At 62.9% G+C, this 21,114-nt stretch carries 18 protein-coding genes; 10 read left to right on the top strand and 8 right to left on the bottom strand.

The window, feature by feature from the left end; translation table 11 throughout:
* Positions 1-41: 41 nt before the first annotated feature.
* Positions 42-1,085, bottom strand: coding sequence for a LacI family DNA-binding transcriptional regulator (locus tag C5J26_RS18995; protein WP_105403166.1), 1,044 nt, complete (start codon positions 1,083-1,085; stop codon positions 42-44).
* Positions 1,086-1,237: 152 nt separating this feature from the next.
* Between C5J26_RS18995 and C5J26_RS18990 the strand changes: the two genes are divergently transcribed.
* The 10 genes from C5J26_RS18990 to C5J26_RS18945 all read left to right on the top strand — a co-directional run bounded on the left by C5J26_RS18990 (position 1,238) and on the right by C5J26_RS18945 (position 13,721).
* Positions 1,238-3,646, top strand: coding sequence for a CaiB/BaiF CoA-transferase family protein (locus C5J26_RS18990; RefSeq protein WP_172745926.1), 2,409 nt, complete (start codon positions 1,238-1,240; stop codon positions 3,644-3,646).
* 4 nt (positions 3,647-3,650) lie between these two features.
* A complete protein-coding gene (locus tag C5J26_RS18985; RefSeq protein ID WP_105403164.1) occupies positions 3,651-4,481 on the top strand; it encodes a MaoC family dehydratase in 831 nt (276 codons plus the stop codon).
* A gap of 252 nt (positions 4,482-4,733) precedes the next feature.
* Entirely contained in the window at positions 4,734-5,840 is a 1,107-nt protein-coding gene (locus C5J26_RS18980) for a mandelate racemase/muconate lactonizing enzyme family protein (RefSeq protein WP_105403163.1), read from the top strand.
* A gap of 26 nt (positions 5,841-5,866) precedes the next feature.
* Positions 5,867-7,459: an ABC transporter substrate-binding protein gene (locus tag C5J26_RS18975; RefSeq protein WP_172745923.1), complete on the top strand. Its 1,593-nt coding sequence runs from the start codon at positions 5,867-5,869 to the stop codon at positions 7,457-7,459.
* Between the two features lie 39 nt (positions 7,460-7,498).
* The gene (locus C5J26_RS18970) at positions 7,499-8,422 is read left to right on the top strand and encodes an ABC transporter permease (RefSeq protein WP_206051202.1); all 924 of its coding nucleotides are present in this window, start codon (positions 7,499-7,501) and stop codon (positions 8,420-8,422) included.
* Positions 8,422-9,333, top strand: coding sequence for an ABC transporter permease (locus C5J26_RS18965; protein WP_105403160.1), 912 nt, complete (start codon positions 8,422-8,424; stop codon positions 9,331-9,333). The genes C5J26_RS18970 and C5J26_RS18965 overlap by 1 nt, the downstream gene beginning before the upstream one ends.
* Positions 9,330-10,358 (top strand): ABC transporter ATP-binding protein, encoded by a 1,029-nt coding sequence (locus tag C5J26_RS18960; protein WP_105403159.1) that lies wholly within the window; start codon positions 9,330-9,332, stop codon positions 10,356-10,358. Before C5J26_RS18965 ends, C5J26_RS18960 begins: the two co-directional genes overlap by 4 nt.
* The gene (locus C5J26_RS18955) at positions 10,355-11,362 is read left to right on the top strand and encodes an ABC transporter ATP-binding protein (protein ID WP_105403192.1); all 1,008 of its coding nucleotides are present in this window, start codon (positions 10,355-10,357) and stop codon (positions 11,360-11,362) included. Before C5J26_RS18960 ends, C5J26_RS18955 begins: the two co-directional genes overlap by 4 nt.
* 180 nt (positions 11,363-11,542) lie before the next feature.
* Positions 11,543-12,934 (top strand): FAD-binding oxidoreductase, encoded by a 1,392-nt coding sequence (locus C5J26_RS18950; protein ID WP_105403158.1) that lies wholly within the window; start codon positions 11,543-11,545, stop codon positions 12,932-12,934.
* Between the two features lie 16 nt (positions 12,935-12,950).
* Positions 12,951-13,721: a FadR/GntR family transcriptional regulator gene (locus C5J26_RS18945; protein WP_172745921.1), complete on the top strand. Its 771-nt coding sequence runs from the start codon at positions 12,951-12,953 to the stop codon at positions 13,719-13,721.
* Here the strand turns inward: C5J26_RS18945 and C5J26_RS18940 are convergent, their stop codons facing one another.
* From C5J26_RS18940 to C5J26_RS18910, 7 genes are all read right to left on the bottom strand, one after another.
* Positions 13,722-15,095 (bottom strand): FGGY-family carbohydrate kinase, encoded by a 1,374-nt coding sequence (locus C5J26_RS18940; protein WP_105403156.1) that lies wholly within the window; start codon positions 15,093-15,095, stop codon positions 13,722-13,724.
* The gene (gene rhaM, locus C5J26_RS18935; protein ID WP_105403155.1) at positions 15,092-15,412 is read right to left on the bottom strand and encodes an L-rhamnose mutarotase; all 321 of its coding nucleotides are present in this window, start codon (positions 15,410-15,412) and stop codon (positions 15,092-15,094) included. Before rhaM ends, C5J26_RS18940 begins: the two co-directional genes overlap by 4 nt.
* The gene (locus tag C5J26_RS18930; protein WP_105403154.1) at positions 15,409-16,410 is read right to left on the bottom strand and encodes an ABC transporter permease; all 1,002 of its coding nucleotides are present in this window, start codon (positions 16,408-16,410) and stop codon (positions 15,409-15,411) included. Before C5J26_RS18930 ends, rhaM begins: the two co-directional genes overlap by 4 nt.
* The gene (locus C5J26_RS18925; protein ID WP_105403153.1) at positions 16,407-17,396 is read right to left on the bottom strand and encodes an ABC transporter permease; all 990 of its coding nucleotides are present in this window, start codon (positions 17,394-17,396) and stop codon (positions 16,407-16,409) included. The genes C5J26_RS18930 and C5J26_RS18925 overlap by 4 nt, the downstream gene beginning before the upstream one ends.
* Positions 17,397-17,406: 10 nt before the next feature.
* Complete coding sequence (locus C5J26_RS18920) at positions 17,407-18,891, bottom strand: sugar ABC transporter ATP-binding protein (protein ID WP_105403191.1); 1,485 nt, start codon at positions 18,889-18,891, stop codon at positions 17,407-17,409.
* 243 nt (positions 18,892-19,134) lie between these two features.
* Complete coding sequence (gene rhaS / locus C5J26_RS18915; RefSeq protein ID WP_105403152.1) at positions 19,135-20,142, bottom strand: rhamnose ABC transporter substrate-binding protein; 1,008 nt, start codon at positions 20,140-20,142, stop codon at positions 19,135-19,137.
* 49 nt (positions 20,143-20,191) lie between these two features.
* The gene (locus C5J26_RS18910; protein WP_046634068.1) at positions 20,192-21,007 is read right to left on the bottom strand and encodes a DeoR/GlpR family DNA-binding transcription regulator; all 816 of its coding nucleotides are present in this window, start codon (positions 21,005-21,007) and stop codon (positions 20,192-20,194) included.
* Positions 21,008-21,114: the final 107 nt, after the last annotated feature.

Below are 21,114 nucleotides of genomic sequence, written 5' to 3'. Positions count from 1 at the left end.
CACGAGCCGGCGGGCTTGTTGCCGGTCCGCCAATTTCATTTTTAGCTGTCGGAAATCCTGTGGCTCGAGGACCGGACGATCAGTTCTCCGGGGAGCCGTTTGATCGTGATCGGATGGCCGGGATAACAGGAGCCATCCTCGATCATTCCGACGGCCACCGCTATGATCTCGTCGACGGGCTGGCGGAATGTGGTCAGTGCGTAATGTGGCCAGCTGGCGAGCGCGATGTCGTCGAAACCGGCGACCGCGATATCGTCGGGCACGCTGAGCCCGGCCTCTTCCCGCAGGGCGTCGAGGCCGCCTGCCGCGAGAATGTCGTTGGCGAAGAAGATCGCATCCGCTCCGCCGCGATCGACGATTTCCATCGCAGCCCGCCGGCCTGCCTCATAGCTGTATTCGCCGGCATCGACGCGGGCGCAAAGCGTCATGCCGAGTTCGGCAACGCGGGTCACGAAGGCGTTCTGTCTTTCGCGATTGGTGGTCGTGTGGCTGAGGCCGGACACATAGGCGACGCGACGCCGGCCGGTCTCATAGAAATGGTCTGCGATCGCCCGGCTGCCCGCGACATTGTCGCAGATGACGCAGCTTAAGTCCGCATCCTCGACGACGCGGTTGATCAGCAGGGCGGCGCGGCCCTCGGTGGCCCAGCGCAAGGTCTGGCCGGAGAGGATCGTGGCGGAAATAATGATCACCGCATCGACATTGTAGCGGCGCAGCGCCGAAAGCTGCTCTTCGAGGTTGGAACCCTTGGTGATGTTGAAGAGCAGGCTCTGCAGCCCGACGCGCTGCAGGCTGCGGGAGAGCTTTTCGATGAGCGCGGGGTAGAAGGGGTTCTGCATGTCGGAGACGACGATGCCGACGATATTGGTGCGGCTCTTCGACAACATGCTGGCTATGGCGTTCGGGTGATAATCCACCTCTTCCGCAAACTGCTTGATCCTGTCACGCAGGTCCGGGGCGATGCTGGCGCCCGGGGTGAACGCGCGCGAGACCGCCGACTGGCTGACGCCGAGCATACGGGCGAGCTGGCGCGCGGTGATCGGCCGACGCTTCGCCTTGTCATCCGGTATCTCTGGCTTGTCCAAGAAACTCTCCAACTCCCTGCCGGCGGACGGCGCTGCTGTCGATACCCCTGGCGCAGTCACGGATCAATATCATCAAATGCCTATCCGTGTCTTGCATCCGTATGCAATGGCGTTTAGTCTTTCTTTCAGGATCGGGAGGAGAGCCGTCGATCATGCTTTTGAAGGAAATGGCCGAGCCAGGCGTCTCGGCCGTGGACGATCTTCGCGTGCTGGATTTGTCCGACACGCTTTCCGGCCAATATTGCGCGCGGCTTCTGGCGGACTATGGCGCGGAGGTCATTCTCGTCGAGCCGCGGGGGGGATCGGCGATCAGGCGAATGCCGCCGTTCTCGGTGACCGATCCACAACTGTCCTTGCCGTTCTGGCATCTGAACACCGAAAAGAGGTCCGTCATCCTGGACCGGTCGACGGAGGCCGGGCGGGAGGAACTGAAGGCGCTGATCGCTGGCGCGGATGTCGTTATTCCGCCTGCGGACCTCACGTTCGACGAAGTCGCGGACATCAATCCGCGCTGCATCACCGCTTCCATCACCCCTTTTGGGACCGATGGGCCTCTTGCCGATTGGAAGGGGCCGGAGATCGTGCTGCAGGCGCTTTCCGGGATGATGTACAATAACGGCCAGATCGGCCGCGAACCCCTCTACGGCGTCGGCGATCGGGCATCCTATGCCGCAGGGCTCGCCGCCTATATCGGCGTGATCACCGCTCTGATTGACCGACGCACGACCGGGCTTGGTCAGGCTGTGCGGGTGGATTCGGCCGAGACCGCGGCATCGATGTGTTTCCCTTATGTGCTGCGCCATATCTACAACGGCTCGGTCCATAGCCGGCGGGACCAGACGATCCCGGCAGGGCAGGTGAAATGCCGTGACAGCTGGGTCTGCATCTGGATCTACAATCATCGCTGGGAAGCTCTCTGCACGGCGCTGGATCTTCGGGATATCCAGCACGATCCCCGCTTCGCTGAGCCGGGCCCGCGCCGGCAGCACTGGGATGTGCTCTACGAGATCATCCAGGCGAAGGTCGCGGAGATGGACGCGGAGGATTTGGTCGACCGGCTGCAGCGCGCCCAGATCATCGCGGCCAAGGCCTATCGTCCCGCCGAACAGGTCCGCAACGGCCACCTCACCGCCCGCCATTATTGGGAAGCCGTCGATGGCCGGCTCATTCTTGGGCCACCCTTCCGGATGAGTGCGACACCTCGCAGGGTGCGGGGCGGAGCGCCCCTTCCTGGCGAGGCGCAGGGGCGGATTGCGCCGCGCCGAACCGACCCGTCCGAGACGCCAAAACCGGCGGCGGCCGGCCGGCCGCCGCTCGAGGGGCTGCGGGTGATCGAGATTACCACCGCCTGGGCCGGGCCCATGGCCGGACGGGTGCTTGCTTATTTCGGGGCAGAGTCCATCCATGTGGAATCGCCCAACCGGGTGAATTCCTGGCGGTTGAACAAGGAAAGGCCGAACCCGATCAATTTTCCCGGGGGCGAGCCGGGCGAGCGGCCGTTCGACCGGTCTTTCCTGTTCAATTCCCAGAACGTCAACAAGTTGTCCTGCATCCTCAACCTGAAGACCCAGGAAGGGCGAAAGACACTGGAGCGGCTGGTTGCGAAGGCCGATGTGCTGATCTGCAATTTCCGGCCGGGCACGCTTGCAAAGCTGGGCCTGGATTACGAGCGGCTTTCGGCAATCAAGCCGGATATCATCGTCGCGGAGCTTCCCGCCTTCGGGCGGGACGGGCCGATGTCGGGATATGCGGCCCTCGGTCCGACCATGGAAATGGCGACCGGAATGTCGGCGATGATGAGTTATCCGGACGGGCAGCCGGAAAACAGCGGGCCTTCCTATCTCGACCCGATCGGCGGGTTCAATGCGGCGGCGGCGATCCTGACCGCCCTCTACTGGCGGGAGCGGACCGGCCGCGGCCAATATGTCGAGGTGCCTCAGGTCGAAGCGGCGATGCAGTTCATCGGAGCGGAACTGCTCTTGGCGGCAGAGACAGGAAAAGACCCGGTGCCGAACGGAAACCGGCTCGCGGGCATGGTGCCGCACGACGCCTTTCCGGCCTTCGGGGAAGACCAGTGGGTCGTCATCGCAGCGCAGGATGAGGCGCAATGGCAGGCACTGTGCGAAACGATCGGCATGCCGCAGCTCGCCTCCGATCCGCGTTTTGCGGCGCTCGAGGCGCGCCGGCGGAACGAGGATGCGTTGGCGGAAGTCCTTTCGGATTGGACGCGCGGCCGCGACAAGCACGATATCGCCCGGTTGCTCCAGGGCAGGGGAGTTGCCGCGGCTCCGGTCAACGACGCCGGCGATCTGGCACGCAGCGACTATCTTGCGCATCGCCGGTTCTTCACCGAACTCGAACATCCGGATGCCGGATCGCACCCCCATCCCGGCCTGCCGATCCACTTGAGCCGGACGCCGGGAGGGCAGAGCAGGCCTGCGCCCCAGTTCGGCGGCCATAACCGGTTCGTGCTCGAGCGGATCCTGGCGCTGCCGCCGGAAGAGGTCGCCCGCATCATGGCCAGCGATGCGATGACCACCGTTCCCTTTCCGGATGGATAGACCGATGAAAACAGAGACAGAAGCGCTGTTTCCGCGAAGCCTTGTCGTCGATATCCGCCTCGACGACGACCCGCGATACAAGGGCAGCATCCACGACGACGCGGTGGCGCGGGCACGGGGCTACAAGGCGGCACTGGTTCCCGGCGCTTTCGTTTATGGCCATATGGGCCGCGTGGCGGTGGAGGCCTGGGGTCTTTCCTGGCTGGAGCGCGGCGGCATGGGCGCGAGTTTCCGGCGCCCGGTCTACAATGGCGACCGGTTGACGATCAGCGCCTCGGCGCTGTCGGGCGATGCCGATATGCGCAGATCCGCCATCGTCGTGACAAACACGGACGGCGAGGAGGTCGCGAGCGGCTGGATCGGTTTGCCGGACCTGTCGCCGTCGGTTCCGGACCTTTCAGCCTTTGCGGTGCTGCCGCGTCCTGATCCGCCGCCGGCAGTCTCGATCGGCCAGTTGAACCCTGGAACGCCGTTGACGACCGCCGACAGGGTGCTGACCGAAGAGGAATTCAGGCGATCCCTCTCTGCCTTCGACGAGCAGCATGCCCTGCATGTGCGAGACGGGATCGTGCATCCGGGGTGCCTGATGCGGCTCGCCATGGGCGATACGCACAATAGTTTCCGGTTCCCGTCCGCCATCGTGCTGACGGCTGTCGAGGCCCAGCATTTCGCCTGCGTTCGGCCGGGGCAGAGGCTGACGACGATGGGCAGAATAGCGGACGCCTGGGTCAGGAACGGCAAGCACTATTTCCAGAGCGAGGAATTCCTTCGCGCCGACGGACGTCTCGTGGCGCGCTTTTTGCGGACGCAGATCTACGGCTACGAAAACGTTTAGGAGCGGCGGCGCGGCACCTTTTCGCGGCGGCTCGAAATTTAACGGCAAAGTTGCTTGCATACGGATGCAAAGTGAGTGATGCTTTGGTTGGAGGAAGGGGCGCTGTCAAAGTGCCCGATAAGAAGAGGGAGGATTTCGAGGATGTCAGAGACGCGAGCGTTTAGCGCCTAGCGTGCCGGCCCCCGCTATGGCGGGTTTTTCGCGGCCCCGTGGGGCATCTTTTTCCAGGTTTGTGGATACCTAATCGTGCCAATGCCGACGACGATCAAATCAGTCGAAGCTTTTCAGGTCATGTGGGAACCGAACGAGCCGCCGGGGCGCCGAAGCGCCATCGTGCGGGTGACGACGGTGGAGGGCATTGTCGGTTACGGCGAGGCATCCCCGATGATGGGCGGCGAGCATTCCCTCGGCGTCGTCAGGGATTTCGCGCCGTCGCTCACCGGTGCCGATGCGCTCGATCACGCGGTGCTCTACGACAAGCTCCTGCATAAATACGTGAAGCTCGGCCCGGAGGGAGCGGTTACCGGGGCGTTGGCGGCGCTTGATATCGCGCTCTGGGACATCCGGGGCAAGGTCTTCGACCAGCCGATCTACAAGTTGCTCGGCGGCGCCTGGCGCACCGAACTGCCCTTCTACTCCTCGATCGGCGGCAATGCCGGCCGCACTGTGGACGAGACCGTCAAGGTGGTCGAAGCGCGCTGGAGGTCGGAAACGCCGGCGGCGATCAAGATCCGCTGGGACGGCGACCGCACCCGGCAGGACGACGACATCCCCGGGGATATCGCCAAGGCGAAGGCGGTACGCAAGCTGGTCGGCGACGACTTCCCGCTCGCCTTCGATGCCAACAATCAATATTCGGTCGGCGGTGCGATCCGGGTCGGCCGGGCTTTGGAGGAGCTCGGCTATATCTGGTTCGAGGAGCCGGTACAGCATTACAACGTTCGCGCCATGGGAGAAGTGGCGCAGCGGCTCGACATCACCGTCTCTGCAGCCGAGCAAACCTACACCACGCAGGCAGTGGTCGACATGATCAATGCCGGCGTGCGGATGGTGCAGCCGGACATCATCAAGATGGGCGGCATTACCGGCCTGATGCAATGCGCGGCGATCTGCTTTGCGCACGGCGTCGAACTCGTCCCGCATCAGACCCAGCCGACGATCGCCCACATGGCCAACCTGCAGGTGCTGGCGACCCTGATGCACAATACCAAACCGGCCGAATTCGCAGATCCGTCGACACGGATGCACGTGGCCTTCGAGAACCCGCCAAAGCCTGAAAACGGCAAGTTCAAGGTGCCGGGAGGCCCGGGTCTGGGCCTCATGATCAAGGATGCCGAGTTGGACAAGCGGCGAACGTAACTTGTCTTTGGGAGGAGATGATGAACGTGAACAGAAGAGAATTCCTGGAGTTCGCCGCTGCGGCGACGGCTCTGAGCGTCGTGGGAGCGGGTGCGGCCCGCGCAGCGTCGAGCGCCGACGTGGTGCGGATCGGCATTGCCGCCAACGGGCCGCGCACCAGCGATCCGAACCAGACGACGCAGGGCTCGGACAACTGGGCCACCGAACAGATCTACGAACAGCTGGTGCGCCCCGAAGACGGTGATTTCGCCACGACGCCGGACAAATACGTGCCGACGCTGGCGACCGAATGGTCCGCATCGCCGGATGCGAAGACCTGGACATTCAAGCTTCGCCAGGGTGTCCAGTTCCACAAGGGTTACGGCGAGATGACGTCGGACGACGTGGTCTTTTCCTTCAAGCGGGCAATCACCGACGGCACCAACAAGACGATCATGGCGAATGTCGCCGACGTGGTCGCCAAGGGTCCCTACGAGGTTGCCGTTCAGCTCAAGTCTCCGGACGTGAATTTCCTCGGCACGACGGGCTTTTCCAACAATACCTCGATCGTCTCCAAGAAAGCCTTCGACAAGATCGGCGCCGAAAAGTTCATGACCGACGCGGTCGGCACCGGGCCTTACGAGCTCACCCGTTTCGACGCCGAATGGGGTACGGCGATGAAACGCCATGAGGGTTACTGGGGCCAGAAGGCGAAGATCGCCGGCGTGGAATGCGTCTATATTGCCGATACCACGGCCCGGACGCTGGCGCTCCTTTCCGGCGACGTCGATCTGATCGAGGCGGTGCGTGCGCCCGGCTGGGTGGATTCCATGCTGCAGCGCGATCCGACCCTGAAATTCGACATGACAATACCGGGATCCTTTAACACGCTGCACATCAACCTGACCCGCAAGCCGTTCGACAACCTGAAGGTTCGCCAGGCGGTGATGTATGCGATCGATCGGCAGGCGGTCGCCGATGCCCTGAAGCCGATGGGTGGTTTCATGGCTGGTTTGCAGCCGGATTTCTTCCCCGCCGGTTTCAAGACCGCCGACCTGCCGCCCGAACTGCAGTATAAGTACGATCCGAAGAAGGCCAAGGCGTTGCTCGCCGAGGCGGGTTTCCCGAATGGCTTCGATTTCGACAGCAATTGCAGCCAGCGCGAGGACTATTCCTCGACCATGCTGATCGTGCAGGAACAGCTCCGGGCCGTCGGATTGCGCATGAACCTGAAGATCGGCGACCACACGGCCTATCACGCCGACAATCGCAGCGACAAGAATACGCTTGCCATGCATTCGTCGAGCTATCCGCCGATCCCGACGCAGCTCTATTTCCAGCAGCTTTCGTCGAAATCCGAAGTGAAGTCCGACGGCAAGGGCGGCGGCAACTACAGCCATTACGGGGTCGCCATGCCGGGGATCGACGCGCTGCTCGACAAGGCGTTGATGGCAACCGACTACAAGACCTATGTCGACACCTGCAAGCAGATCGAGCTGCAGGCGCTGCGCGACCTGCCCCTGATCGGGCTTTCCACCCTGTCCTTCACCGTCGCCCGCAATGCACGGCTGGACATGGGCTACAAGGTCAAGAGCGGTTACGCCCGTTGGCGTTTCCATCGCGCCACCAAAAAAGCCTGACGGCTTCAAAGCACGGGTGACAGGCCAATGGGCAGGTACATGCTTTACAGGCTAGCCGACGCCATACCGACCATATGGTTGGTCCTGACGCTCGTGTTCATCGCCATGCGTATCCTCCCGGGTGATCCGGCAATTGCTGCTCTGGGAGACGGTGCTCTCCCGGAGCAGCTTGCCGAGTTCCGGGAGAAAATGGGACTGAACGTGCCGATCTGGCAGCAATATTTCAACTTCCTGATCGGCACGCTGACGCTCGATTTCGGCAAGTCCTACATGAACGGCGCGCCGGTCCTCGATCTCATCGCCCGCAATCTGCCCTACACGATCCAGCTCACGGTGGCGGCGATGATCCTCGGCACGGTGATCGGCATACCGTTCGGGGTGCTCGCGGCCGTCAAGCGGGGGAAGCTGCCGGATTCCAGCATGCGGGTCTTTTCTCTGGTGGGGTATGCGGTCCCGGATTTTTATCTGGGCGCGCTGTTTCTGATCGGGTTTGCGCTGAACCTCAGATGGTTTCCGATCAACGGGGCCGGCAGCGGGTTTTTCGATGTCCTCCACCACCTCTTCCTGCCGGCGCTGACGCTTGCGCTTGTCAAGGCTGCGTTCATCGGGCGCCTGACGCGAACCTCCGTGCTCGAGGTTCTCGGCAAGGACTATGTGCGCACCGCCCGCGCCAAGGGAGCGCGCGAAAACCGCGTCATCTACCGCCATGCGCTGCGCAACGCCCTGCTACCGCTTGCGACAGGCATGGGATTGAGCCTGCTCGCAACCCTGTCGGGATCCGTCGCAGTGGAACTGGTCTTCAATCGCCCCGGCATCGGTCGGCTGCTCATCCAGTCGATTACCGAAAGGGACTACGGCGTCATCCAGGGCGGAGTGGTGGTCTTCGCGCTGATGGTGGTCTTCGTCAACCTGATGATGGACCTCCTCTATGTCGTCATCGATCCACGAATTCGGGTGAAGTAATGACAATACTCCCAGGCTCCGTCGGAACCCTGTCCGCATCCGACGATATCGAACATGCGATCGCGCCGGAACCCGGCAGGACGGCGCTGCTGAAAGACATGCTGTTCGGCCAGGCCTCGACGATCTTTGCCTTTTCCGTCGTGGTGATTTTTCTTCTGGTCGCGATCCTGGCGCCCTGGCTCGCCCCCTACGATCCGCTGGCGCAAAGCATCCTGTCGATCAACAAGCAGCCGTCCTGGGCGCATTGGCTCGGCACCGACCAGTTCGGTCGAGACGTGCTGTCCCGGATGATCCACGGGTCGCGCAATTCGCTGCTGTTCGGGCTGATCTCGCCTGCCCTGGCCGCCTTTTTCGGAACCATCCTCGGGGTGACGGCCGGTTATTTCGGGGGCGTCATCGACCGGGTGATCAGCCGTGTCGTCGACCTTCTTCTGGCTTTCCCGGAACTGCTTCTGGCGATCATGATCGCAGCGGTGCTCGGCGGGGCCTTCTGGAACATCATTGCCGTCATCACCGTCGCCTTCATACCGGGTTTTGCGCGGGTGGCGCGCGCCTCGACGCTCGCAGTCAAGCAGGAGCCTTACATCGAAGCCGCGGTTGCGGTCGGGCTTCGCACACCGACCATCATCATCCGGCACGTCATCCCGAATATCGCAGCGCCGATCCTGGTGCTGATGACGCTCTGGGTCGCGTCCGCCATCCGGCTGGAAGCGTCGCTGAGTTTCCTCGGCATCGGCACCCGAGCACCCAATCCGAGCTGGGGCAATATCATCCGCGATGGGCTGAACAACCTGTTCGGATCGCCATGGCCGATCATCGCGGCGGGTTTTGCGATCACCTGCGTCGTGCTGTCGTTCAACCTCATGGGCGACGCAGTGCGCGATGTCCTCGATCCGGAGACGACGCGATGACGATTGCTCCCTCGCTTTCCAGGCAGCAGCCGGCTGCCTCCGTCCATCCCGGTCCCTTGCTGAAAGTGGAGGATCTCTCGATCGAGTTCGGCCCGAAGGGTACGGCGGTGCGTGTGGTGGAAGGTGTCAGTTTCACCATCGACGCCGGCGCCGCGGTCGGCATCGTCGGCGAGTCCGGCTCCGGCAAATCGATGACCTCGCTTGCGGTGATGGGGCTGATCCCCAGCCCTCCGGGCCGCATCGCCACCGGGCGGATCCTGTTCGAGGGCGTCGACCTGCTTGGCCTGCCGCGCTCCAGGATGCCGGAGATCCGCGGCCGCGATATCGCGATGATCTTCCAGGAGCCGATGAGTTCGCTCAATCCGGTAATGACGATCGGCGACCAGATCGGCGAGGCGATCAAGCTGCATCAGAAGATGGCCCGCGAGGAGCGGCGCCAGCGCGTTATCGAGCTGCTGAAGCTGGTCGGCATCCCCGATCCGGAACGCCGGCTCGGCGCCTATCCGCACCAGTTCTCCGGCGGCATGCGCCAGCGGGTGATGATCGCCATGGCGGTCGCCTGCAACCCGAAGCTCCTGATCGCCGACGAACCGACGACCGCGCTCGACGTCACCATCCAGGCGCAGGTGCTCGAGCTGATGCACAAGATCCGCCGCACCCTGAACACCACCATCCTGTTGATCTCGCACGATCTCGGTGTCATCGCCGATATCTGCGAGCGGGTGATCGTCATGTATGCGGGCAAGGTGGTCGAGGATGCGGATGTCAAGACGATCTTCCGCAGCCCGAAACATCCCTACACGCGGGGCCTGCTGCAATCGATCCCGCGGTTGAAGGACGAGAATACGCGCCTTTACCAGATCCCCGGCATGGTGCCCTTGCCCGGCACGATCAAGCAAGGCTGTCCGTTCTTCCCGCGCTGTCCCGATCGCATCGACAAATGCGCGCGGGAGACGCCGCCTCTCCTTGAAATCACACCGCAACAGAAGGCGGCCTGTTGGGTCTCGGCGGGGGCGACGTCATGAATATTGCTGTGACCGGAGATGACCTCGTCGTGGTCAGAGACGTGGGCAAGACCTTTTCGGAAGCGGGAGGCCTGGTGTTCGGCCGCTCCCAGCCGAGCGTTCGGGCGGTCGACGGCGCTTCCTTCGAGGTCAAGCGTGGCGAGACGCTGGCGCTGGTGGGGGAATCCGGCTGCGGAAAATCGACCCTCGGACGACTTCTGCTGCGGCTGATAGATGCAAGCGAAGGCGAAATCGCTATCGACGGCGTGGATATCCTGCGTCTCAGTTCCAATGACATGCGCCAGATGCGGGCGCGCGTGCAGATGATCTTCCAGGACCCCTACGGGTCGCTCAGCCCGCGTCGCTCGGTTGCGAAGATCATTGCCGAACCGCTGGAAATTTTCGGGCTGGTCCAATCGAGGAAGCAGCGTCGCGATCGTGTCGCCGAACTGATGATCCAGGTGGGGCTGTCCCCGACCTTCATGGACCGGTATCCGCGCCAGTTCTCCGGAGGCCAGCGGCAGCGTATAGGGATCGCTCGCGCCATTGCGGTCGATCCGCAGTTCATCGTTGCCGACGAACCCGTGTCCGCGCTCGACGTCTCGGTGCAGGCGCAGATCGTCAACCTGATGCAGGACCTGCAGAAAAGCCGCGGTTTCTCCTACCTCTTCATCGCCCACGATCTCTCGGTCGTGCGCCATATCGCGGATCGCGTCGCCGTCATGTATCTCGGCCGGATCGTTGAAATAGGGCCTAAAAGGCGGATCTACGATTTCCCGAGCCATCCCTACACCCAGGCGCTTCTCTCGGCGGTGCCGGAGCCCGACCCGGAAACGCGGAAATCCCGGATCATCCTGAAGGGCGACGTGCCGAGCCCGGCCAATGTTCCGACCGGCTGCAGCTTCCATACCCGCTGTCCCATCGCCCAGCCGATTTGCAGGGCGGAACGTCCACCGCTTCTGGAAACCGCCAGCGGTCACCTCGCCGCCTGCCATTTCGCCAAACCGCATCCCATCCCTTTGTAGGTCCTGTCGAGAGGCTCTCCGAGCTGTGCTCATCATCGAATAGGCGCCGTCACCCGAAGCATTCGATGGCGGAGGCGCTCGCGCCAAACCCTCCTGCGAAAAGCCCATAGGTACACTTGCTTTACCGAAGGTGGCAGTTAAGCTCACCTTTATCCAATGGTATCCTAGGTGCGGCTTCTCATGACACAAGAATTCATCCAGGCGCTGATGCGCGAACTCGGCCCCGACGTCTTTTTTGGGGAGGACATCCCTGTTCGCTTCCAGAACGATTGGGGCGGCCTTTCGCCGGTCGTGCCGCTGGCGCTGGTGCGGCCGCGCACGACGGAACAGGTCTCGGTGACGTTGCGCCTCTGCAACGAGTTCAAGGTGCCGGTGGTGCCGCAGGGCGGACTGACGGGTCTCGCCGGCGGTGCGCGGCCGATCGAGAATGGCGTGGCGCTGTCGCTCGACCGCATGAACGGTATCGAGGAAGTCGATACGGTGATGGCGACGATGACGGTGATGGCGGGCACGCCGCTCAGCGTCATCCAGGCAAAGGCCGAGGAGGCGGGGCTGTTCTTCGGGCTTGATCTCGGCGCCCGCGATTCCTGCCTCATCGGCGGCAACCTCGCCACCAATGCCGGCGGCAATCGCGTCATCCGGTTCGGCATGGCCCGCGAACACGTGCTCGGCCTCGAAGTGGTGCTGCCGGACGGCACGATCGTCACATCGCTGAACAAGATGCTGAAGAACAATGCCGGCTACGACCTGAAGCAACTGTTCATCGGTTCGGAAGGCACGCTGGGGGTCATCACCCGCGCCGTGCTGCGCCTGCAGGCGAAGCCCGCGGAACTTGCCAGCGCCTTCTGCGGCTGCCCGGATTTTCCCGCGCTCCTGGAACTGCTGAAGAGCGCTCGCCAGGGCATGGGCTCGGCGCTGACCTCGTTCGAGGTGATGTGGCCGAGCTTTTACGACTTCATGACGGGCAAGCTGCCCGACCTGCGCCGCGCCTTCAAGGAGCCGCATGGGATCTATGTGTTGATCGAAACCGGCGGGCGCAACGCCGAAGAGAACCGGGCGCTGCTGGAGCAGGTGCTGTCCGATGCGCTGGAAGCCGGCTGGGTTTCCGATGCGGTTCTGCCATCCTCGGAGCGTGAGACCAAGGACCTCTGGGCGGTGCGCGAAAGCGTATCGGAATACGGCAAGCTGATGGGGCCGCTGACCGCTTTCGACGTCGGCCTGCCGACCAGTGCCGCCGGCCAGGTGGTCGACGAGATCGAGGCGGCGATGAAGGTCCGCTGGCCGGATGCGATTGCGGTCAGCTATGGCCATATCGGCGACAGCAACCTGCATCTCGTCTGCAACATCCCGTCCGCCGGCAACGACCAGCCGCATAAGGAGATTACCGAACTTGTCTTCGGCTCGATCGCCCGCGAAGGCGGCACGATTTCCGCCGAACACGGGATCGGCCTCCTGAAGAAGCCCTATCTCAAACTGTCGCGAACCCCGGAGGAACTGGCGCTGATGGCGCGTATCAAGCTGGCGCTCGATCCCAACAATATTCTGAATACCGGCAAAGTGCTTTCCGTCTGAGCGGTAGGAGGTGCTGGTGGATCGACATTTTCAGCCTGTCAAAGTGCTGCTTCCGAACGAGGAGGTGGCACGCCGGCTTGCCGATGCCATCAGAGCCGGGTTTTTCCGGCTCGGCTCTCGCCTTCCGTCCGAACGCAGCATCGCTGAACAGATGCAGGTGAGCCGTCCGACGGTGCGTGAAGCGGTAAAGCTGCTGGTCGAGGCCAATATTCTCACCGTCCGACCGGGTGCCGGCGGCGGCACGTTCGTCAGCAGCGAGATCGTGCCGCTCGACCTGATCGTGCCGAGGCCGGACATGCGGCCCGGCGACATCGACGAAGCGATCGAAGTGCGCCGGCTGATTCTGCCTTGGGTGGCGCAGATTGCCTCGCAATATGCCGAGGATGCGGATTTCGACCGGATGCGGGAGGCGATCCGGTTCGGCCGGGATTCGCTGCCGCCGCCGGAGGTGACCAAAAGCGGCCCCGAGCATATCAGCTCGGTCATCATCGCGTCGATGCGCTTCGACCTCGCCCTGGCGCGGGCGACCCGAAACGGCCTCGTGCTGGAACTGATGGAACTGCTGCTGCAATGGGTGGAGCCGATGCGGCATAAGACGCTGCATAGCCGCGCCGACCTCGTGCTGTCGCTCGAACTGGTCGAGACCATGATGCAGGCGATCGAATCCGGCGACCCGGCACAGATTGCCGATATTACCGAGCGGCGTCTCGGCATTCTCGAAAATGCGCTTGAGGAGCAGACGGGCCGGCGTCTTCGCCGCAACCGCCGGCCGGCCAATGCAGGCTGATCAGCGCCTCAGCCTTTCGTGCCAGGTGGTGCGATAGGCGTCGATGTTCCAGATCGGCGCCGGCACGATGCGGCCTGGTTTGGTCGCCGGCGAAATGCCTGCCAGAAGCGCTGCCCCCTGGCTGGTGCCGGTCGAGCCGGGGAGGGCGACCACCTGGCGGCCGAGCAGCGCGGCGAGCGCCTGGAGATAGGCCGGGTTGGCCGAGAAGGGGCCTTCAACTAGAACCGGTCCCTTGGCGCCGATGAGATCGAGGCAGGTCTCCGTCATCAGCGCGAGGTAAAGGCAGGCGGCCCCCCAGCGTTGGTCGATAGTGGCGCCGGTGTCGTTGATCCATTGCCGCTCGCGGCCCGGGAAGGGGCCGGAGCCGCCCGAAACATTCGGCAGAAGCATCAGGCCTTTTTCGATGACATGAGGGATGGCTGCAAGGGCCGCTTCCGGCGATAAGATGCCGAGTTCCACCGTCAGCATCTCGAACTCGCGGCCGCCCATGAAACGGCTCGAGGGCACGGCGCGGCCATAGGCATCGACATTGGCAAGCGCGTCGCGCTGCGGGTCCAGATGGTCGAGATCGCCGCCGACCGCGAAATTGATCACCCAGGTGCCGGTGGAGACCACCGCGAACGGCGGCTCACGTCCGACCAGATGCGCCAGCAGCGAGGCGTTGGAGTCGTGAATACCGCAATGGACGGGGATGGGTGTCGTGACGCCGATCCGGGCTGCGATGTCCGGCAAAAGCGGACCGAGCGCGTCAAAGGCCGAACGGACCGGCGCCATCAGATTACGGATGCCGAGCGTGTCGACCAATGGGGAATAGGCGCCGTCACGCGGGCGCCAGAGGTCCGTATGGCAACCGAGCGAGGTGACTTCGTTCGCCGCAACACCGGTCAGCCGGAACGCCCAATATTGCGGGTAGGTGAGGATGGTGCAGATGCGGGCAAAGGCTTCGGGAAAGGCGGTCTTCTGGTAGTGAAGCTGCGCGCCGACATTCAGCCCGCCTGACAGGGCCGGCGAGAAGGTCTCGGAAAAATGCGGGCGGATCGACCGATACGCCTGGCGGATATCTTCCGGATATTCGTGTTCGTAATCGAGCACCGGCAGCGCCAGTTTGCCCTCGGCGTCGAGAAGCACCGCCGATGCGCCATGGGTGGTGATGGAGATCGCGTCGAAGCCGGGCTGTTTTGCAAAGTAGGACAAGGCTTCGAGCACGAAGGTCCACAGTGCATCGATATCGTAGTGCGGATAGGTTGGACCCGGCAGAACCCGGTTCGGCGCGCGCCTTTCGGCGATCTCCTCGCCGGTGGCGCAGTCGAGCACCACGACCTTGGCATTGGTCTTGCCGATATCGAGAACGGCGATCTTTTCCGGCGTGGTCATGGCAGGTGGAAGACCGTCACCAGATCGCTCTGGACCGGCGAGGCGTCCGGATTGGTTTCCATGATGTCGGCCATATGGGCCCACCATTTCTTCATCACCGGGTGTTCCGGCAGGTTCGCCATCGTATGGTCCACTGGTCGCGTCAGCACACCGAACAGCGTGTTCGTCTCGCGGTCGAGATGGATGGAATAGTCGCTGGCGCCGGCCTGGTGGAGGAGATCGACCAGCTCCGGCCAAATCTCGTCGTGGCGCCTGCGGTATTCCGCTTCCATGCCGGGATTGAGCTTCATCTTGAAAGCGTGCTTTTCGAGCGTCATCGGCTCATTTCCTTGATGCGGCGGGCGATGATCGGGATGGCGATGGTGATGATCAACAGCAGGCCGACGAAGATAGACATGACGATGCCGGGCACGTTGAGCAGCCCCAGCCCGAAGGTGACGAGGCCCATGACGAAAGCCGCGATGACGACGCCGGCGATGGTGCCCGCGCCGCCGAGAATGGAGACGCCGCCGAGCACGACCATGGTGACGACCTCAAGCTCCCACCCTTGGGCGATCGACGGCCGGGTCGAGCCGAGGCGGGAGGTGAGGCAAACGGATGCGACACCCGCCATCACGCCGGTTAGCAGGAAGAGAATGAACTTCACCCGCTCCACCGGAATGCCGGAAAAGCGTGCGGCGAATTCGTTGTTGCCGATCACATAGACCTGCCGGCCGAAATTGGTGGCGTGCAGGAGGATGCCGAAGGCTGCGGCGAGGATGATGAACAGCACGAATTCCAAGGAAAACACCCAGGCCACGTAGCCCTGGCCGAAGAAAGCGAAACTTTCCGGGTATTTGCCATAGGCCTGGTCGCCGAGGACGATGTAGGAAATACCGCGGAAGAGGCTCATCGTGCCGATCGTCACGACGATCGAGGGCAGCCTGAGGCCGGCGACGAGCAGGCCGTTGAAGGCGCCGCAGACAAGTCCGGTGCCGATGCCGATCGCCACCAGTCCCGGCGTACCGATGCCGGCCTGGGCTGCCGCGCCCATGGCAGTCGAGGCAAGCGCGATGATCGCTGCCACCGACAGGTCGATCTCGCCGGCGATGACGAGCAGCGCCATGGCGAAGGCGATCATCGCCTTTTCGGTGAAGTTGAAGGTGGCGTCGGAGAGGTTCCAGGCGTTCAGGAAGTAAGGCGAGGCGAACGAATTGAAGACGAAGATCAACACCGCGACGCCGAACAGCAGTACTTCCCAACTCGCCAGGAGGCGCGAGGTCTTGCTGCCGAGCCTATCGGGGATCACCCGTTTCGAGGAAACGACGTCGGTCATGCGGACACCTCCTTTGCACCGCGATCGCGCAGGATGATACGGCCGGCCTTGCGCTCGGCGCGGGCGTTGAAGGCGACCGCGAGCACGATGACGATGCCTGAGATAGCCATCTGCGCGAAAGGCGAGATGCCGATGACGGGCAGCGCGTTCTTGATGACGCCGAGGAAGAGGGCGCCGAGCACCGCACCGCCGACCGAGCCGATGCCGCCGGCGATCGAGATGCCGCCGATGACGCAGGCGGCGACCGTATCCAGCTCGAAACCGGCCGCGATATCCACATAGGCGACCGCATAACGCGACACCCAGAGATAACCGGAAAGGCCGGCGAGCGCGCCCGAAACGACGAAGGCAATGAACTTGGTCCAGCCGATATCGATGCCGGCATAGATCGCCGCGGTCGGGTTGCCGCCGGATGCATAGGCCGCCCGGCCGAAGGGCAGGCGGGTCAGCACGAACCAGGCGCCGAGCACGATGAGGATGGCGATCCAGGAGAGGATCGGCAGGCCGAGCACCGGCATTCGCGGCACATTCAGGAAGGAAGGCGCCATCTGGTGGGCGTTCACCCAGCCGCCGCCGGACAGCACGAAGGCCATGCCGCGATAGATGGTCAGCGTTCCGAGCGTCACCACGATCGGCGGGATCTGCAGCGCCCAGACGAGGTAACCGTTGATCGCACCGAGAAAGGCCCCGATGCCGACCGCCATGACGATGAGCAGAGCCAGCGGCAGATCGGGATAGGCAGCGTTGGTCATGGCGACAGCCATGCCGGTGAAGGCAAGATTGGCCGCGACGGAGAGATCGATCGACTTGGTCAGGATCACCGTCATCTGGCCGAGCGCCAGGATGATCAGGATCGAGGTGTCGTTGAAGATATTGGCGAGATTGCTGGGAGACGCAAAGCCCTGTGCGCGGGTGGAGAAGCCGGCGATCATCGCGGCGATGATGACGGTCAGCAGGATTTCGCGGTTCTTCAGGAGGCGGTTCATCTGGTTCTCCTCACTGGTTGCCGGTCGCGGCGCGGACCAGCATTTCGGCGCTCAAGGCCTCGCGCTCGAAAACGCCGGCGGCCAGGCCCTCGCGCATCACCATCACCCGGTCGGACATGCCGAGGATTTCGGGAAGCTCGGATGAGACCATGATGATCGACAGGCCCTCGGCGGCGAGTTCGCCGATGAAGGCGTGCACCGCGGCCTTGGAGCCGATGTCGATGCCCTTGGTCGGTTCGTCGAGAATGATCACCTTCGGCTGCGTCGCCAGCCATTTGCCGATGACGACCTTCTGCTGGTTGCCGCCGGAGAGCGTGCCGACCGGCACCGAAAGGGCGGCGGCGCGCAGGTCCAGCCGTTCCGCATATTTTCGTGCCAGCGCCAGTTCGTTGGCGGCTTTAAGGAAACCGGAGCGGGAGGTCTTGCCGAGCGACGGCAGCGACATGTTCTGGAAGATCGGCATGGGCAGCGCCAGGCCGTGGCGGCCACGTTCCTCGGGCACGTAGACGATGCCGGCGCGGATCGCATCGCCCGAGGAGCGGATGTCGAGGGGCTTGCCTTCCAGAACCAGCCGGCCGGATGAGGGCCGGGTGACGCCGAACAGCGACTGGCAGAGTTCCGAGCGCCCGGCGCCGATCAAGCCGTAGATACCGAGGATTTCGCCGCGGCGAAGCTCGAAGGAGATGTCGCGGAATTCGGTCAGATGGCAGTAGTTTTCGACGCGGAAAACCGGCGCGCCGATCGCGACCTCTACCTTCGGGAAAACGTCCTTGACGTCGCGGCCGACCATCAGCCGGACGATCTCGTCCTGGGGCGTTTCCTTCAACCGGCCCTGGCCGACGGCGCGGCCGTCGCGGAAAACCACGAAGTTCTCGGCGATTTCATAGACTTCGTCGAACTTGTGGCTGATGAAGAGGATCGCCTTGCCCTGCCGCTTCAGACCTTCGACGATGCGGAAGAGATCGTCGATCTCTTTCCGCGAAAGGGCGGCGGTCGGCTCGTCCATGATGACGATGCGGGCCTCGACCGACAGCGCCCGGGCGATCGCCACGAGGTGGCGCTGGGCGATCGAGAGGTCGCGCAGGCGGATCGTCGGGTCGATATCGCTCTCGAGTTGAAGCATGAGGGCCTTGGCGCCGGAATTGATCTTCCGCCAGTCGATCGTGCCGAACCGGGTGCGCGGCGCATGGCCGAGAAAGATGTTTTCCGCGACACTCAACTCGTCGAAGAGGACGGTTTCCTGATGGATTGCGGTAACACCTGCGTCGATCGCCGCCTGCGCGCTCGCGAATGTGGTGGGCTGACCGTCGATCAGGATCTCGCCCTCGTTCGGGCGGTAGATACCGGTCAAAATCTTGACGAGCGTCGACTTTCCCGCACCGTTCTCGCCGATCAGGGCCGTCACCTGGCCGGGATAGAGCTTGATGCTGACCCCATCGAGGGCTTTGACGCCCGGAAAGATCTGGCTGATGCCGCGCATTTCCAGGATCGGCATTGCTTCCGTCGTCGGTGCCGGTTGGGGCGATCGGTCTTGAATTTTCGTAACGCCGTTCATCAGGGACATTTTCCGACGAGTCTTTGAGATTTACGTCTGGTTATTTTGCGGGTGCGTGCAAAGCCGATGGCTCCGAGTTTAGAGCGGCCTCCGCTCCGCTTGGCCATCTTCTTCCCAGCGGGAAGAAGATGCCGGCAGGCGGATGAGGGGGCTCGCGCCTGCCGGCAGGTCGAGTTCTTCAGATCAGAAGATCTTGGAGAACTCGTCGATGTTCTTGGCGTTGTAGACGAACGGGTCGGCCATGGCGGCTTCGCCATTGTCGCCTACCTTGATCGAGCCCATGCGGCCGGCCTTGATCGCCGAACCGGGCTTGGCGTCGGTATCACCCTTGACGAGGTGATAGGCAATCTGGGTGGCCGAGTAACCGAGGTCGATCGGGTTCCAGATGGCGAATTCCTTGGTGGCGCCGGACTTGATGGCGCCGGCCATCTCGGACGGCAGGCCGAGACCCGTCACATAGACCTGGCCGATCTTGCCGGCATCCTTGACCGCCTGCGAGGCAGCGAGAACACCGACCGTGGTCGGAGCGACAATGACCTTGACGTTCGGCTGCGAGGTCAAGAGGCCCTGTGCTTCGCGATAGGACTTGTCGGCAAGGTCGTCACCATAAACTGTCGTGACGAGGTTCAGGCCCGGAAAATCCTTGAGCTGCTTCTTCATCTCGGCGATCCAGGTGTTCTGGTTCGTCGAGGTGGTGGTGGCCGAAAGGATGGCGAAACCGCCCTTACCACCTTCCAGGTGGTTCTTGGCAAGCGTCAGGCACATCTTACCGATCAAGTCGTTGGAAGACGGGTTCAAATGCATGATGCGGCCTTCCTTGGCCACCGCCGAGTCCCAGGAAATGACCTTGATGCCGCGCTGAGTTGCCTTCTTGAGCGCCGGAATGACGGCATCCGGATCGTTAGCGGAGATGGCAATCGCATCCACCCCTTGAGCGATCAGCGAGTTGATCACTTCGATCTGGCCTTCGGCCGTCGTGGAGGTCGGGCCGGTATAGATGACCTGGACGCCGCCGAGTTCCTTGGCAGCTTCCTGCGCGCCCTTGTTGGCCGCCTCGAAGAAGCCGTTGCCGAGCGATTTGACGACCAGCGCGATCTTCATGTCTGCGGCGCTTGCCGCCGTCGTCATTGTCGATGTCAGAGCGGCGAAGGCGAATGCCGCGCCGAGGGCGAGTTTCTTTGCAAGTTTCATGGTTGGTCCTCCCAGTTGATAGTTTAATCTTTCTCCCGCCGGTCGCTCCTCACGCGGCCGACGAAGAATCCTCCTTGGCCGTGTCCGCTGCGGCGGCACCGGCGATAATCAGTTTGACGCCCGCATCCTCGATCATCCGTGCGGCGTCGTCTGTCACACCGTCATCGGTGATGACGGTCGTTACCCGGTCGAGCGGGCAGAGGATGAGGCTCGATCGGCGCGAAAACTTCGACGAATCCACCATCACGATCAGTTCCTCGGCCTGGTGCATCAGCTTCTGCTCGCTCTGGATCACCAGCGCGTCGGCTTCCATCACGCCGAGCGGGCCGACCCCCTGCGCACCGATGAACATGCGCCGTGCATAAAAATTGCGGATCGCATCATTGTCGAATGGCGACAGGATCAGGCTCTGCTCGCGATAGATCGCGCCGCCCGGTATCGTCACTGTGTTCTTCGAATGCTTGACCAGATGTTCGGCGATCGCAAACGAATTGGTCATCACCTGCAGGCGTCGTGCCGACATGAAATGCACCATCTGGAACGTCGTCGTGCCGCCGTTGATGATGACGCTGTCGCCTTCGTCGCAGAGTTCGACTGCGCGGCGGGCGATTGCGCGCTTCTTGTCGATGTTGACCGATTCCGACACCCGGAACGATCGGGCCGAAAGCTGGCCGATCTGCGGAGGATGAACGGCTTCCGCGCCGCCGCGGACGCGCCGGAGCTTGCCCTGGACGTGCAGCGAAGCGATGTCGCGTCGAATCGTCGCTTCCGAGGCCTCGGTCAATTCGGCGATATCCTGCACCGTGATGACGGGCTTTTCCTGGATAGCGCTCAAGATGATGCGATGGCGTTCACGTTCGTGCATTGGCTCCTCCTCGGCGACAACTATTACCGGAAAATTTACGTTGTCAATCATAAACGATCAAATTCGCTTTTGATGCGCTGCACAATGAAACTTTATGATCGTTTATG

The organism is Neorhizobium sp. T7_12 (assembly GCF_002968535.1).
Lineage (GTDB): Bacteria > Pseudomonadota > Alphaproteobacteria > Rhizobiales > Rhizobiaceae > Neorhizobium > Neorhizobium tomejilense.
The sequence above is the reverse complement of the archived record's forward strand: the minus strand, read 5'-3'. Positions and strand labels throughout refer to the sequence as shown.

Coding starts and splice junctions, on each gene's coding strand:
- C5J26_RS18990 (WP_172745926.1), top strand. CDS start 1,238: ATGCTTTTGAAGGAAATGGCCGAGCCAGGCGTCTCGGCCGTGGACGAT.
- C5J26_RS18985 (WP_105403164.1), top strand. CDS start 3,651: ATGAAAACAGAGACAGAAGCGCTGTTTCCGCGAAGCCTTGTCGTCGAT.
- C5J26_RS18980 (WP_105403163.1), top strand. CDS start 4,734: ATGCCGACGACGATCAAATCAGTCGAAGCTTTTCAGGTCATGTGGGAA.
- C5J26_RS18970 (WP_206051202.1), top strand. CDS start 7,499: ATGCTTTACAGGCTAGCCGACGCCATACCGACCATATGGTTGGTCCTG.
- C5J26_RS18965 (WP_105403160.1), top strand. CDS start 8,422: ATGACAATACTCCCAGGCTCCGTCGGAACCCTGTCCGCATCCGACGAT.
- C5J26_RS18960 (WP_105403159.1), top strand. CDS start 9,330: ATGACGATTGCTCCCTCGCTTTCCAGGCAGCAGCCGGCTGCCTCCGTC.
- C5J26_RS18955 (WP_105403192.1), top strand. CDS start 10,355: ATGAATATTGCTGTGACCGGAGATGACCTCGTCGTGGTCAGAGACGTG.
- C5J26_RS18950 (WP_105403158.1), top strand. CDS start 11,543: ATGACACAAGAATTCATCCAGGCGCTGATGCGCGAACTCGGCCCCGAC.
- C5J26_RS18940 (WP_105403156.1), bottom strand. CDS start 15,095: ATGACCACGCCGGAAAAGATCGCCGTTCTCGATATCGGCAAGACCAAT.
- rhaM (WP_105403155.1), bottom strand. CDS start 15,412: ATGACGCTCGAAAAGCACGCTTTCAAGATGAAGCTCAATCCCGGCATG.
- C5J26_RS18930 (WP_105403154.1), bottom strand. CDS start 16,410: ATGACCGACGTCGTTTCCTCGAAACGGGTGATCCCCGATAGGCTCGGC.
- C5J26_RS18925 (WP_105403153.1), bottom strand. CDS start 17,396: ATGAACCGCCTCCTGAAGAACCGCGAAATCCTGCTGACCGTCATCATC.
- C5J26_RS18920 (WP_105403191.1), bottom strand. CDS start 18,891: ATGCCGATCCTGGAAATGCGCGGCATCAGCCAGATCTTTCCGGGCGTC.
- rhaS (WP_105403152.1), bottom strand. CDS start 20,142: ATGAAACTTGCAAAGAAACTCGCCCTCGGCGCGGCATTCGCCTTCGCC.
- C5J26_RS18910 (WP_046634068.1), bottom strand. CDS start 21,007: ATGCACGAACGTGAACGCCATCGCATCATCTTGAGCGCTATCCAGGAA.